Raw genomic sequence first — 12538 nt, 5'->3', positions numbered from 1 at the left:
AACAGGCAGTAATTTAGCTGTACCAAAAGTAAAGCAACAGGTACAAGACTCCATAAAAACAAATCTGGAGATAGAAAGATTAACTGCCCGGAAAAGCCCAATTCGTTCAACTCACCATCAACAGCGTAGAGAAGAACTGCCATTGATTGAAGTTGCACTTCATTTTACCATGTTTTGTACCATTTTTCTCGTCTCACTATCGACGTGTAAAATCGTCTGTAAATCTGGCAGCAATATATTGTCATGTGCATCCATTACACGCTCAATACATTCTTCAATTTGTAGGAATGTAATTTTTTCTTGTAAAAATAACGCGACGGCTGCTTCATTAGCAGCATTCATTGCTGTTAACATCGTCCCGCCTGTACGCCCTGCTTCATAAGCTAACTTTAAAGCGCGGTAACGATCAAAATCAACCTCTTGGAAATGTAACTTTCCAATTTCAGCTAAATTTAAACGCTTCCCACCGACTAATGGAATACGGTCTGGATACGTAAGGGCATATTGAATCGGCACACGCATGTCCGGTGTACCAAGCTGCGCCATTACACTCGTATCATGGTATTCCACCATCGAATGAATAATGCTTTCTCGGTGCAATAATACATCGATGTGGTCATATGGCATATCAAATAATACATGTGCCTCAATAACCTCTAACCCTTTATTCATCATCGTAGCCGAGTCAATTGTAATTTTTGCCCCCATTGACCAGTTTGGATGATTCAGCGCATCTTTAACCGTTACACCTTCTAACTCCGCACGTGTTTTGTCGCGGAACGAGCCACCTGAAGCCGTTAAAATTAATCGTTCAATCGCTTTCGGGTTCTCACCATTCATCGATTGATAAAGAGCGGAATGCTCACTATCTACCGGCAAAATAGGTGCATTATATTTTTTTGCTTCCGCCATCACTAAGTGCCCCGCTGTAACAAGCGTTTCTTTATTGGCAATGGCAATTGTTTTCCCCATACGAATAGCCGCTAATGTGGATTCTAGGCCTACACTCCCAAGCACAGCATTCACTAATACGGTCGTTTCAGGATGTGTTGCTACATCAATTAACCCTTTCGTACCGCATGTAAATTGTACATTAGGAAATTCTTTTACAAGTGCTAATGCATCTGACTCTTCTTGTACGGAAACAATTTCTGGCTTTAATTGTCGTATAATTTCTCGCGTTTTTTCAATATTTCTCCCTGATGAAAAAGCAACAAGTTGGAACTCCTGCTGATTTGCTAAAATAATATCAATCGTTTGCAAACCAATGGAACCTGTTGCACCAAGCAAACTAATTTTCTTCATGATATGCTCCTTTATTAACTAACAAAATGCAGTAAGTTTAACAATGGTAAAACAAATAATAAACTATCAAAGCGGTCTAAAATACCGCCATGACCAGGCAAAATCGTACCTGAATCCTTTACATCATAGTGACGTTTAATCGCTGACTCTACAAGATCGCCCATTTGCCCAAAGATTGAGCTAACAATAGCTACAAGTATTAAGGCAACCCACGATACGTCAAACGGCGCAATAAGTTGCATAATGATGACCGCAATCACGGCAATCACAATCCCACCGACAAATCCTTCAATCGTTTTATTTGGCGAAATTTCCGGCCATAGCTTATTTTTCCCAAAGCTACGCCCCGTAAAATACGCACCTGAATCGGTCGTCCAAACAATGAGCAACGCAAAAATAATATACGCTAGTCCAGCTTCACGTGTGGCAATTAAATAATAGAAGCCAATCCCAACATATAGCGTACTTAACACAACAAATGCAACATCATCAAATGTAAAACGATTTTTCATTAAAACAGAATAAATTAATAGTAAAATTGCTGCGATAAATAGTAATTCTAATTTTGAATAGCTTGTCCATACTTGTACTTGTTGTTCCCAGTGAGTGGGCATTAACATAGCAAATGTGGCTAGTAAACCTAACATACCTGGCACTGAGAATAGCGTCATTGTTTTCATGCGTAGTATTTCATATAGACCTACAGCTGCTATTGCATAAACTAAAACCGTAAACGGCAATTCCCCATAAATAACAAACGGGATAAAAAGTGCCGCCGCTACGATTCCAGTTATAATTCTTGTCTTCACTTTGTTTCTTCTCCTTTCAGCCCGCCATACCGTCGATTTCGGTTCTGATACGCTTCAATGGCTTCCCGGAAGCAGACCTCGTCAAAATCAGGCCAAAGCGTATCTGTAAACCAAAATTCTGTATAGGCTAGCTGCCAAAGCATAAAATTACTGAGGCGAACTTCTCCGCTCGTACGAATGAGTAGATCCGGTTCTGGTAAGTGTGCTGTCATTAAATAGTTTGTGACACGTTCTTCCGTAATATCCTCAATTACTAGTTTCCCCTCTTGTACTTCTGTCATCATGGCTTTCATCGCGCGTACAATTTCATCACGGCTACCATAATTCATCGCAAAGTTTAAAATAAGGCCTGTGTTTTCTTGCGTAGCTTCCATGGCCGCATCTAACGCTTTTTGCGTGTGCATCGGCAATTCACCTTTATCCCCAATCATTTGTACTTTAATATTTAGTTCCATGAGTTCTGGTAAAAATGATTGTAAAAACTGCCCTGGTAAGCTCATTAAAAATTCCACTTCTGTTTTTGGTCTTCTCCAATTTTCGGTAGAAAACGCATAAAGTGTCAGCACCTTCACACCGCATTTGCTCGCATAGCGTGCAATTTTTTTCACTGTATTCATACCTTCATGGTGACCTTTAATACGGGGCATAGCACGCTTCTTTGCCCACCGACCGTTCCCGTCCATAATAATCGCAATATGTGAAGGGATACATTCATCCTTAACTAAGCCCTTTTGCTCATGCATCTTATCTTCCTTATTTATTTTTTTGCCAAATAGCTTGTTAAACATCGTAATTCCTCCAACTGCTTTACATTAGGACCGCATGTCTATCATATCAAAAACGGCTATGCATGTCTTTTTTTCTTAAAAATAAAACCTGGTCTTTTTATGTATATGTTTCAACTTCATATTTTTTGCGTAAAAGATAGAAAAGACGTCCTGAGTTTAGGACGTCTTAATCCACATTTAGTTCGCTTTCAATTCAATATTTTAAATTGATAAAATTTCTTGCTCTTTTTCTTTTGCTGCGTCGTCCACTTTTGCAATGAAGTCGTCTGTTAGCTTTTGTACGTCTTCACCGTAGCTACGTAACTCGTCCTCTGTGATTTCACTAGTTTTCTCTAGTTTCTTTAAATCATCGTTGGCATCACGACGTACGTTACGAACAGCCACTTTCGCTTCTTCAGCTTCTTTTTTCACTACTTTAACAAGTTCTTTACGACGTTCTTCCGTTAAAGCTGGAATCATTAAACGAATCACATTTCCATCATTTGTTGGTGTAATACCAATATCTGATTTCATAATCGCTTTTTCGATTTCGCCTAAAATAGATTTATCATACGGTGTAATTACTAGTAGACGTGCTTCAGGTATAGATACCCCTGCAAGTTGGTTAATAGGTGTTGGTGCACCGTAATAATCAACTGTAATACGGTCTAAAAGGGCAGCATTTGCACGACCAGCACGAATAGATGCTAATTCACGACTGAAAGCAGCAAGCGATTTCGTCATTCTTTCTTTTGCTTGATCTAAAACTTGTTTCGCCATTACGAATTCCTCCTAACAACAGTTCCAATTTTTTCGCCCATCACTGCGCGTTTAATATTACCTTTTTCCATAATTGAGAAGACAACTAATGGAATATCATTGTCCATACATAAAGTGGAAGCAGTTGAATCCATTACTTGCAACCCTTGTTGAATAACGTCTAAATAAGTGAGTGTGTCGTACTTCACTGCAGAAGTATCTACTTTTGGATCTGCTGAGTATACACCGTCTACATTATTTTTTGCCATTAAAATTGCATCTGCATTAATTTCTGCAGCGCGTAATGCAGCCGTTGTATCTGTTGAGAAGAATGGGTTACCTGTTCCCGCGGCAAAAATGACAACACGCTGTTTCTCCAGATGACGTACCGCTTTGCGACGAATATACGGCTCTGCCACTTGTGTCATCACAATTGATGATTGTACACGTGTTTCGATGTCTAATTTTTCTAGCGCATCTTGTAGTGCTAAAGAGTTCATAACCGTTGCAAGCATTCCCATATAGTCAGCTGAGGCACGTTCCATCCCCATTTCGCTACCAACTTTACCGCGCCAAATATTACCGCCGCCTACAACAACAGCAACTTCCACGCCTAGCTCTACAACTTCTTTTACTTCTTCAGCAACAGATTTAATAATGTCAGGCGATAAACCAAAACCTGCGTCCCCAGCTAATGCTTCGCCACTTAGTTTAATTACTACTCGTTTGTATTGTGCCACACTCATAGTAAACCTCCGTTACTCATTAATTTAAAAGGAAATAGCTGACTATTTCATTGTATTTTTCTTTTATTTGCTTGAAAAATAGGGAACACGAAAGATGTGTTCCCTACTCGTAAACACACAGATGTGTGTACAGTATTTAAATTAGTTACCTTTAACTTGGCTCATTACTTCTTCTGCGAAGTTATCTTCACGTTTCTCGATACCTTCACCTACTGCGTAACGAGTGAAGCCATCTACTGTACCACCAGTAGATTTTACGAAGTCACGTACTTTTTGGTCTGAGTTTTTAACGAAAGTTTGGTCAAGTAAACAAACATCTTCGAAATATTTACCAAGACGACCTTCAACCATTTTCGCAACGATGTTTTCTGGCTTGCCTTCATTTAAAGCTTGCTCAGTTAATACTTTACGCTCGCGCTCTACTTCTTCAGCAGACACTTCGTCACGAGATACGTAAGTTGGGTTGATTGCAGCGATGTGCATTGCAACGTCTTTCGCAGCATCTGCATCTGTAGTACCGTTTAATTGAACTAATACGCCGATTCTACCGCCCATGTGTAAGTAAGCACCGAAAGCATCCGCATCCGTTTTTGTTTTGATTTCAAAACGACGAAGCGTGATTTTTTCACCGATTGTCGCGATAGCTGTAGAAATTTGGTCAGCGATTTTTACGCCGTCTTTTTCTAATTCTAAAGCAGCTTCTACAGATTCTGGTTTAGCAGCTAATAATTGCTCAGCTAAAGAAGCAACTAAAACTTGGAATTTGTCGTTTTTCGCAACGAAGTCCGTTTCAGCGTTTACTTCTAAAATAATTGCTTCGTTACCTTGTTCTAAAATGTAAGTTGTACCTTCAGCAGCGACACGATCCGCTTTTTTACCAGCAGCAGCTAAGCCTTTTTCACGTAAGAAATCGATAGCAGCTTCTAAGTTACCCTCAGTTTGTACTAACGCTTTCTTACAGTCCATCATACCTGCGCCAGTTTTTTCGCGTAGTTCTTTTACTAATTGTGCAGTAATTGCCATTTGAGTTTCCTCCTTGAGTTTTGAAAATCATATATTTAGGAGCATTGTGCTCTAAATCTCACACCTTAAAAAAAGGTGATAAGAGGGATCATCCACTTATCACCATTTGTGTACGGGTAAAATTACTCAGCTGCTACTACTTCTTCTACAGCTGGAGCGTCTGATTCACCTTGTTTAGCTTCTAATAATGCATCAGCCATTTTCGCAGTTAATAATTTAACAGCGCGGATAGCATCATCGTTTGCTGGGATTACGTAATCGATTTCATCTGGATCGCAGTTTGTATCAACAATACCAACGATTGGGATGTTTAATTTACGAGCTTCAGCAACAGCGATACGCTCTTTGCGTGGGTCAACTACGAACATTACGTCTGGAATACCAGCCATGTCACGAATACCACCTAAGAATTTCACTAAGCGCTCGTGCTCTTTTTTAAGTTGAATAACTTCTTTTTTAGGAAGAACTGCAAAAGTGCCGTCTTCTTCCATTTTTTCGATTTGTTTCATACGTGCAACACGTTTTTGAATTGTACCGAAGTTTGTTAAAGTACCACCTAACCAACGTTGGTTGATGTAGTAGTTACCTGAACGTTCTGCTTCTTCTTTAATAGCTTCTTGAGCTTGTTTTTTCGTACCAACGAAAAGAACTTTACCACCATCTTGGCCAACTTGGCGCATGAAGTCGTAAGCTTCTTCTAATTTCTTAACTGTTTTTTGTAAATCGATAATGTAGATACCGTTACGCTCAACGAAGATATATTTCTTCATTTTTGGGTTCCAACGGCGAGTTTGGTGACCGAAATGTACACCAGCTTCAAGTAATTGTTTCATTGAAATTACTGACATGAGTGTTTCCTCCTAGTATGTTTGGTTTTTTTCCTCCGCATTTTTCATCTATAACAAGCAACCCATGCGCACATGAGCACCACTTACTACATCGAAATGCGTGTGTAATGTTAACACCGTTAGATAATATATCATATACCCCTGTCAAGTGCAACTATTTTACATATAGTTTTTAACAGGCGCTATGCATGAAATTTAATTAATAGCTCAATCTCCGTTTTTCCTTTTTGTGTTTCTTTTGCAATTTCTTCAATCGATTTCCCTGCTACATACATCTCAACGATTTGTTGCTCAAGGGAGGTTACATGAGCAAATGGGGCTTGATCGACTGTTGGTGTTACACCCTGCTGTTGAATGGTCTCTGCCATAAAGGATACTACTTCACTATGTAGTTGTTTTTTTTGTTTATTATAAGCATTTGTAGCAAAAGGAAGAGGAATCACCTGTTTTAGTTGTGTCGTCTGTACTTTTTGCTCGCTTACTTGTTCACTTGTTTCATCTGGTGTCAATAAAGGCGGTGCTACCTCTACGTCTTCCTGTATGTGCTTCATTTTTTCTTGAGGTTGTTGCGCGATATGCTCGATGTCACCTTTTACAGTATGTCCCTGTTTTACCGCCTTCAATTCCTGAATGAGACGATCATTTTCTTCTTTCATTTCCATTAAGTACACACCGATTGCATCATCCATTTCACGAATGATTTTCTCTTGTCGCGCTTCTAAATCTTTAAATTTCGCCAACTTGCTGTTTAATAGCACGATGAAGAAAAAGCTAAGAAGCTGACCAATAAATAATACAATTAAGATGATTGAAACCATAGTGTCTCCTATCCACTAAAATCTATAAAATTCCCCTTAAATGGGTGTTGCGCTTTAGGTGCTTCTGGCACTTTCTTTTTCTTTTTTGCTAACATAGATGGATTTTCCGCGTCTCCTTGACGCTCTTCCTCATCTGTAACCGCATCTGTATTCTCTGTATCATTAACCGCCATTTGCTTACGTTCAAGCTCTTTTTTTAGTGCTTCGTTTGCATTTATTTGTTGGTTAATGGTGTTTTGTTGATGTTGCTCTGCCATTTTCCCTGCATCAAATGTTTTTGGAATCGCAATTTGTAATTCTACACCTTTTAAACTCATGCCTATCCCTCCTATACATTCATCATTTCAGAAGATAAAAGCTTACGCAATTTAAATAGTGCTTTCGAATGGATTTGAGAAATACGTGAGGTCGACAAATTGAGCATTTCACCGATTTCTGTTAATGTCATTTCCTCCGTATAAAAAAGGCTTAATACAAGCTTTTCTTTTTCATTTAAGTGTTGAATATTTGCCGCTAAATCTGCTAACAACTCTGCACGGATTACTTCTTGTTCCGGCGTTCTCGTATGATCATCCCGAATGACAAACGCTTTTCCTTCCAGTTCCTCATTATCTTGCTGTTGCTCATGAATCGATAATACATTGGAGAAGAAATGCTCCTGGACGATTTGATATACTTCTTGTACCGACAAACTCATATGTTCCGCCAGCTCTTCAGGTGTTGCATGACGCATAAGCTTTTGCTCTAAATATTCTGTTTGCACCTCTAACTTTTTTGCCTTTTCCCGTGCAGACCGTGGTAGCCAATCTTCTTTTCGTAGCCCGTCAATAATGGCGCCGCGCACACGGAAAGAGGCGTATGTATCAAACTTTAAATCTCGATTTATATCAAATTTATTTAATGCATCAAATAACCCCATCATGCCGAGGCTTACTAAATCATCCCGTGATACATTTTTCGGTAATCCTGCACCGATACGCTGTACATGGTAGGAAACAAGAGGCTTGTACTTTTTTATGAGTAAGTCTCCTGCTTGTGGATCTCGATTGTTAATCCAGCTATTCCAAAGTTTTTGTTCATCATTACTTGGTTGCGTCATTCGTATCCACCTCTCTACAAAAACAAAGCTTCTACTAAGCATTATATCAAATTTGGCGTTATTTTACACACGCTTCCTAAGCACTAAATCTAGTCCCATTAGCTCAAAAAAATCTTTTTTTTGACAATATAAAGACACAATTTCATGTGAAAACTATGTGTATATTGACGGATTACTATCCTCTAGTAACTAAAAAAGAGCCGATCTCTCGACTCTTTTACTAATGTATCAATGGTTTATACATGCCCTGGCATTGATTGTTCATCTTTATGCATCATTGTACGTACAACTTTTGCAATTTCTTCTGTATTGTCTTCTTCAAATTCAACAGTTGACGGTTGTTCTCTTAAAGGTACTTGAACGTCTTCCGTCATGTTTTGTTGTGCATCCACTTCCATCACTACCTGTAGCGCTACCTCTTGCGGTGTAAATAACACATATCCTAAAAACAGTCGAACGAGAAAAGTACAGACAAACACAATCAATGCGGCAATGGAGGAACTAATCAGTATACTTACTGGTAGTGCATATGGCTCCTGTAGTGCAATGAAAAAATACACAGTAAAACCTAATAATGCCGCCCAGCAATTGTATAAAATGGAGCCGTACATCATATTTCACTCACTCCTTGATTCACTGTGCGAATATTCAACTTACATGTTACCGGGTTAAACTCAATCGTTCGTCCACTATTCCCACCTGTGTCTTCTGCTATTAACGGAATGCTATTTTTCCGTAGCTGTTCTTTCACTGCTTCCACATTACGCGGTCCAATCCGCATTGAGTCTTTATGCGATGTGAATTGAAACATCTGTGCACCACCTGCAATTTTGGCTTTTAACCTAAACGGTTGCACACCTTCAGCTTTTAATAAATCAATGAGAGCAACAATCCCTGTATCGGCAAATTTCGCTATATTTATTGCATCTGAACGACCTAAACTCGAATCCGGCAACATGATATGAATTAAACCTGCAATTTTTTTGGATTCATCATACAAAACAACCCCTACACACGAGCCTAATCCTGATGTGCGAATGGTATCAGGCGTTTTTACTACATCCATTTGAGCAATTCCTACTTTAATAACCTGGCCTGTATTTAACATAGTTACGCCACTCCAAGTGCTTTAAAAATAGCCTGAAATGAATCGGGATTTGGCAACAGGAAGAAATGTCCTCGCACAGATTCGTTGTCTTGCAATTCGTCATCAATAATAGACGTATTAATGACAATGACGTGGTCACTTACATGGGATAGCTCAATTAACCCGATGCTAATAATAGCACCAAACATATCAACACTTAAACCTGGTACAGTTGGATATATTTTCAATCCCGTGAAATCTGATAATGCAGATAAATACGAGCCTGATAAAATATTTCCCATCTCTTGCATTGCCGATAACCCTAGCTCTGGTACAGGCGGATTAGCAAAATCAAATGTCTCATCGTGAATCAGCCCACGAATAAAACGATTTGCTTGTTCGATTGGTAACACAAAAAACATACTGCCTTCCACATCACCTTCAATACGAAGAAAAATGCCCACGATGACATTTTCAGAACCGCCTACGAGCTCCATCATATCGCTAAACGACACCATTTCAACTTTTGGTACGTGCATATCAATCTTTTTATTTAATAAATCTGATAAAGCCGTTGCCGCATGAGCTGCACCGATATTACCTATTTCTTTTAACACATCTAAATGTAATGAAGTAATTTTTTGATCAAAGTTCATATACATCCCTACTTTAGTCCATTCTACAGATGCCCACGCCAACTAGACATGAGCATCCTTAGAATGTTGATTATTTATGATAATGGGTTTAGTACTTTATCTAAGTGCAGTAAAATTAATAATCGCTTATCTAACTTTGCAACACCTGAAATAAATTCTTCTTCTGAAGAACCGACTACTTCTGGTTGTTGCTCAATTGTAGAAGATTGAATATCTAACACGTCATTAGCAGAATCTACTACAAAGCCAACTTCCATATCTTCTAGTTGAATAATAATGATACGTACGTTTTCTTCATTTTCAGAAGCCAGTAACCCAAAACGTTCACGCAAATCAATAATCGGTGTAACAACCCCACGAAGATTAATTACGCCTTTAACATAACGTGGTGTTTTTGGGACGCGTGTAATATGCATTAATTTTTCAATACCACGCACATACGATACAGGAATTGCGTATTCTTTATCTGCTAATTGAAAGACAATTACTTTAATGTAAGCTTGCTCAACAGCATTTGTCATATTTTACACCTCTTTATTCATCCTATTTACATTAGCGCATTACAGTCTACGATTAACGCTACTTTACCATTACCTAAAATTGTTGCACCTGAAATCGCAAAGATATTTGTTAAGTAGTTTCCTAATGATTTCAGTACAATTTCTTGTTGACCGATGAATGAATCTACGACTAAACCAGCTAATTTCTCACCTTTACGCACGATGACTACCGAATGGAACTCATCCTCTTGTGACTCTTTACGCGGTACTTCGAATACTTCTTCTAAGAACACTAAAGGTACTACTTTCCCGCGGAAATCTATAACCTTTTGATTATGCGCATTTAAAATGTCCGAGTTACGGATAATCGATGTTTCAATAATAGATGATAGCGGAATTGCATAAATTTCTTTTTCAATTTCAACTAACATGACTGAAATAATCGATAATGTTAACGGTAGCTGCACCGAGAATACAGACCCTATATTCGGTGTAGATTCAATTGAAATATTCCCACCTAAAGATTCAATTGTTGTTTTTACAACATCTAGCCCTACACCGCGACCTGATACATCAGAAATGACATCTGCTGTTGAGAAGCCTGATGCTAAAATTAACTCATTGATTTGCTTGTCCGATAAAGAGCTTGCTACTTCTGGTGACACAACGCCCTTTGAAATTGCTTTTGCCAATACTTTTTCACGGTTAATTCCTGCGCCATCGTCTTCAATTTCAATAAACACATAGTTTCCACTATGGTATGCTCGAAGCTGTACAGTTCCTTCTTCTGGTTTTCCTTTTTGGCGACGTACTTCTGGACTTTCAATGCCATGATCAAGTGAGTTACGAATTAAATGAACAAGTGGATCACCAATCTCATCAATTACAGTACGGTCTAGTTCTGTTTCAGCACCAATAATTTCAAGATTAATCTTCTTGTTTAAATCACGTGATAATTGACGCACCATTTTCGGGAAACGATTGAATACTGTTTCTACGGGAACCATACGCATTGTAAGAATGATATTTTGTAAATCGCCCATCGTACGGCTCATACGTTCTACCGTTTCGCTTAACTCACCGTGATTGACCTCTGAAGCAATGGATAATAAACGTCCGCGATCAATGACTAACTCTTCAAATAGATTCATTAATACGTCTAAACGTTCAATGTTGACACGAATCGTTTTACTTGTCGCTGGTGTATGTGATTTATTATTCGTCGCAGCTGACTTTTTCTCAGTCGATTTTGTTTCTACTGGTTGTGTTACTGCTTCTGTCGCAGCCACTTCCTGAACTTGTTCTTGAGAAATTTCCTCGCCCTTTACTTCTTTAAATAGAGACCTGTCAATTGACGTTACTTCTACCGTTTCTACTTCTGACACTTTAAGTAGTTTCTTTTGTAAATCTTCCGATGCTTCTTTTGTAATATAAGAAACATAGAACATGCTATCAAACTGTTCTTCTTCTAATTTGTCTACTGTTGGCGAAGATTTAATGACATCACCATTTTTCTCTAAAATCTCAAACACCATAAACACACGTGCTGCTTTTAATAAACAATCTTCTCGTAATGACACTGCAATTTCATACGTATTAAATCCTTGCTCTACTGATTGTTGTAAAATGGTTTTTTCAAAATCATCGTATGTTAAATTTAACTGCGCTGTACTTGTTGTTGCTGCTTGTTCATTTAAAGCTGTAGAAATCGCGGCTACTTCATTTGGCTGTTCACCTGATTCAATCCGTTTTAACATTTCTACCGTTGCTTGAACATCACGCTTTCCGTCTCCACCGTTAGCAATGTCTTGTACCATTTCTTCCAGGTGATCGACAGATTCAAATACAACGTCTAAAATTTCTGGCGTGACTTTGATTTTTTCATTACGAATTGCGTCTAGGACATTTTCCATCTTATGTGTTAAATCTGCTAAATCTTCAAAGCCCATTGTTGCAGACATACCTTTTAACGTGTGAGCAGAACGGAAAATTTCACCTACAATAGCCAAATCTTCTGGATTTTTTTCAAGTTCTAGTAAATGTTCACTACAAGCTTGTAAATGTTCTTTACTTTCATCTATAAACATCTCTAAATATTGGTTTACTTCCATCAGAGGACAC

15 protein-coding genes are annotated in these 12538 nt (G+C 38.5%); all 15 read right to left on the bottom strand.

Annotation, left to right across the window (positions count from 1 at the left end; translation table 11 throughout):
* Positions 1–159: 159 nt before the first annotated feature.
* The 15 genes from dxr to ACQQ2I_RS05105 all read right to left on the bottom strand — a co-directional run bounded on the left by dxr (position 160) and on the right by ACQQ2I_RS05105 (position 12528).
* Entirely contained in the window at positions 160–1305 is a 1146-nt protein-coding gene (dxr, locus tag ACQQ2I_RS05175) for a 1-deoxy-D-xylulose-5-phosphate reductoisomerase (RefSeq protein WP_431029501.1), read from the bottom strand.
* Between the two features lie 14 nt (positions 1306–1319).
* On the bottom strand, positions 1320–2114 hold the full coding sequence (locus ACQQ2I_RS05170) for a phosphatidate cytidylyltransferase (RefSeq protein WP_431029500.1): 795 nt from the start codon (positions 2112–2114) through the stop codon (positions 1320–1322).
* Entirely contained in the window at positions 2111–2902 is a 792-nt protein-coding gene (locus ACQQ2I_RS05165) for an isoprenyl transferase (RefSeq protein WP_431029499.1), read from the bottom strand. The genes ACQQ2I_RS05170 and ACQQ2I_RS05165 overlap by 4 nt, the downstream gene beginning before the upstream one ends.
* Positions 2903–3103: 201 nt before the next feature.
* Positions 3104–3661 carry a ribosome recycling factor gene (gene frr / locus ACQQ2I_RS05160; RefSeq protein WP_431029498.1) on the bottom strand — a complete coding sequence of 186 codons (558 nt, stop codon included), beginning with the start codon at positions 3659–3661 and terminating at the stop codon, positions 3104–3106.
* A complete protein-coding gene (pyrH, locus tag ACQQ2I_RS05155) occupies positions 3661–4386 on the bottom strand; it encodes a UMP kinase (RefSeq protein ID WP_431029497.1) in 726 nt (241 codons plus the stop codon). Before pyrH ends, frr begins: the two co-directional genes overlap by 1 nt.
* A gap of 141 nt (positions 4387–4527) precedes the next feature.
* Complete coding sequence (gene tsf / locus ACQQ2I_RS05150; protein ID WP_431029496.1) at positions 4528–5409, bottom strand: translation elongation factor Ts; 882 nt, start codon at positions 5407–5409, stop codon at positions 4528–4530.
* A 122-nt stretch (positions 5410–5531) separates the two neighbouring features.
* The gene (gene rpsB, locus ACQQ2I_RS05145; protein WP_391366453.1) at positions 5532–6257 is read right to left on the bottom strand and encodes a 30S ribosomal protein S2; all 726 of its coding nucleotides are present in this window, start codon (positions 6255–6257) and stop codon (positions 5532–5534) included.
* A 182-nt stretch (positions 6258–6439) separates the two neighbouring features.
* Entirely contained in the window at positions 6440–7075 is a 636-nt protein-coding gene (locus ACQQ2I_RS05140) for a hypothetical protein (RefSeq protein ID WP_431029495.1), read from the bottom strand.
* Between the two features lie 8 nt (positions 7076–7083).
* On the bottom strand, positions 7084–7392 hold the full coding sequence (locus tag ACQQ2I_RS05135; protein WP_431029494.1) for an RNA polymerase subunit sigma: 309 nt from the start codon (positions 7390–7392) through the stop codon (positions 7084–7086).
* Positions 7393–7403: 11 nt separating this feature from the next.
* Positions 7404–8174 carry a FliA/WhiG family RNA polymerase sigma factor gene (locus ACQQ2I_RS05130; protein WP_431029493.1) on the bottom strand — a complete coding sequence of 257 codons (771 nt, stop codon included), beginning with the start codon at positions 8172–8174 and terminating at the stop codon, positions 7404–7406.
* A gap of 236 nt (positions 8175–8410) precedes the next feature.
* Positions 8411–8788, bottom strand: a complete 378-nt coding sequence (locus ACQQ2I_RS05125) for a hypothetical protein (RefSeq protein ID WP_431029492.1) — start codon at positions 8786–8788, stop codon at positions 8411–8413.
* Complete coding sequence (locus ACQQ2I_RS05120) at positions 8785–9282, bottom strand: chemotaxis protein CheD (RefSeq protein ID WP_431029491.1); 498 nt, start codon at positions 9280–9282, stop codon at positions 8785–8787. The genes ACQQ2I_RS05125 and ACQQ2I_RS05120 overlap by 4 nt, the downstream gene beginning before the upstream one ends.
* Before the next feature lie 2 nt (positions 9283–9284).
* Positions 9285–9917 carry a chemotaxis protein CheC gene (locus ACQQ2I_RS05115; RefSeq protein ID WP_391366444.1) on the bottom strand — a complete coding sequence of 211 codons (633 nt, stop codon included), beginning with the start codon at positions 9915–9917 and terminating at the stop codon, positions 9285–9287.
* 74 nt (positions 9918–9991) lie between these two features.
* Positions 9992–10438, bottom strand: a complete 447-nt coding sequence (locus ACQQ2I_RS05110; RefSeq protein ID WP_391366442.1) for a chemotaxis protein CheW — start codon at positions 10436–10438, stop codon at positions 9992–9994.
* A 26-nt stretch (positions 10439–10464) separates the two neighbouring features.
* Positions 10465–12528, bottom strand: a complete 2064-nt coding sequence (locus tag ACQQ2I_RS05105; protein WP_431029490.1) for a chemotaxis protein CheW — start codon at positions 12526–12528, stop codon at positions 10465–10467.
* Between the last annotated feature and the right edge of the window lie 10 nt (positions 12529–12538).

The organism is Lysinibacillus sp. LZ02 (genome assembly GCF_050613145.1).
Classification (GTDB): Bacteria; Bacillota; Bacilli; order Bacillales_A; family Planococcaceae; genus Lysinibacillus_B.
This window is presented reverse-complemented; position numbering and strand designations above follow the sequence as displayed.

Bases quoted from the DNA above. Each gene is read 5' to 3' on its own strand.
- ACQQ2I_RS05140 (WP_431029495.1), bottom strand. From the start codon at position 7,075: ATGGTTTCAATCATCTTAATTGTATTATTTATTGGTCAGCTTCTTAGC.
- dxr (WP_431029501.1), bottom strand. From the start codon at position 1,305: ATGAAGAAAATTAGTTTGCTTGGTGCAACAGGTTCCATTGGTTTGCAA.
- rpsB (WP_391366453.1), bottom strand. From the start codon at position 6,257: ATGTCAGTAATTTCAATGAAACAATTACTTGAAGCTGGTGTACATTTC.
- pyrH (WP_431029497.1), bottom strand. From the start codon at position 4,386: ATGAGTGTGGCACAATACAAACGAGTAGTAATTAAACTAAGTGGCGAA.
- ACQQ2I_RS05135 (WP_431029494.1), bottom strand. From the start codon at position 7,392: ATGAGTTTAAAAGGTGTAGAATTACAAATTGCGATTCCAAAAACATTT.
- tsf (WP_431029496.1), bottom strand. From the start codon at position 5,409: ATGGCAATTACTGCACAATTAGTAAAAGAACTACGCGAAAAAACTGGC.
- ACQQ2I_RS05105 (WP_431029490.1), bottom strand. From the start codon at position 12,528: ATGGAAGTAAACCAATATTTAGAGATGTTTATAGATGAAAGTAAAGAA.
- ACQQ2I_RS05125 (WP_431029492.1), bottom strand. From the start codon at position 8,788: ATGATGTACGGCTCCATTTTATACAATTGCTGGGCGGCATTATTAGGT.
- ACQQ2I_RS05165 (WP_431029499.1), bottom strand. From the start codon at position 2,902: ATGTTTAACAAGCTATTTGGCAAAAAAATAAATAAGGAAGATAAGATG.
- ACQQ2I_RS05120 (WP_431029491.1), bottom strand. From the start codon at position 9,282: ATGTTAAATACAGGCCAGGTTATTAAAGTAGGAATTGCTCAAATGGAT.
- frr (WP_431029498.1), bottom strand. From the start codon at position 3,661: ATGGCGAAACAAGTTTTAGATCAAGCAAAAGAAAGAATGACGAAATCG.
- ACQQ2I_RS05110 (WP_391366442.1), bottom strand. From the start codon at position 10,438: ATGACAAATGCTGTTGAGCAAGCTTACATTAAAGTAATTGTCTTTCAA.
- ACQQ2I_RS05130 (WP_431029493.1), bottom strand. From the start codon at position 8,174: ATGACGCAACCAAGTAATGATGAACAAAAACTTTGGAATAGCTGGATT.
- ACQQ2I_RS05115 (WP_391366444.1), bottom strand. From the start codon at position 9,917: ATGAACTTTGATCAAAAAATTACTTCATTACATTTAGATGTGTTAAAA.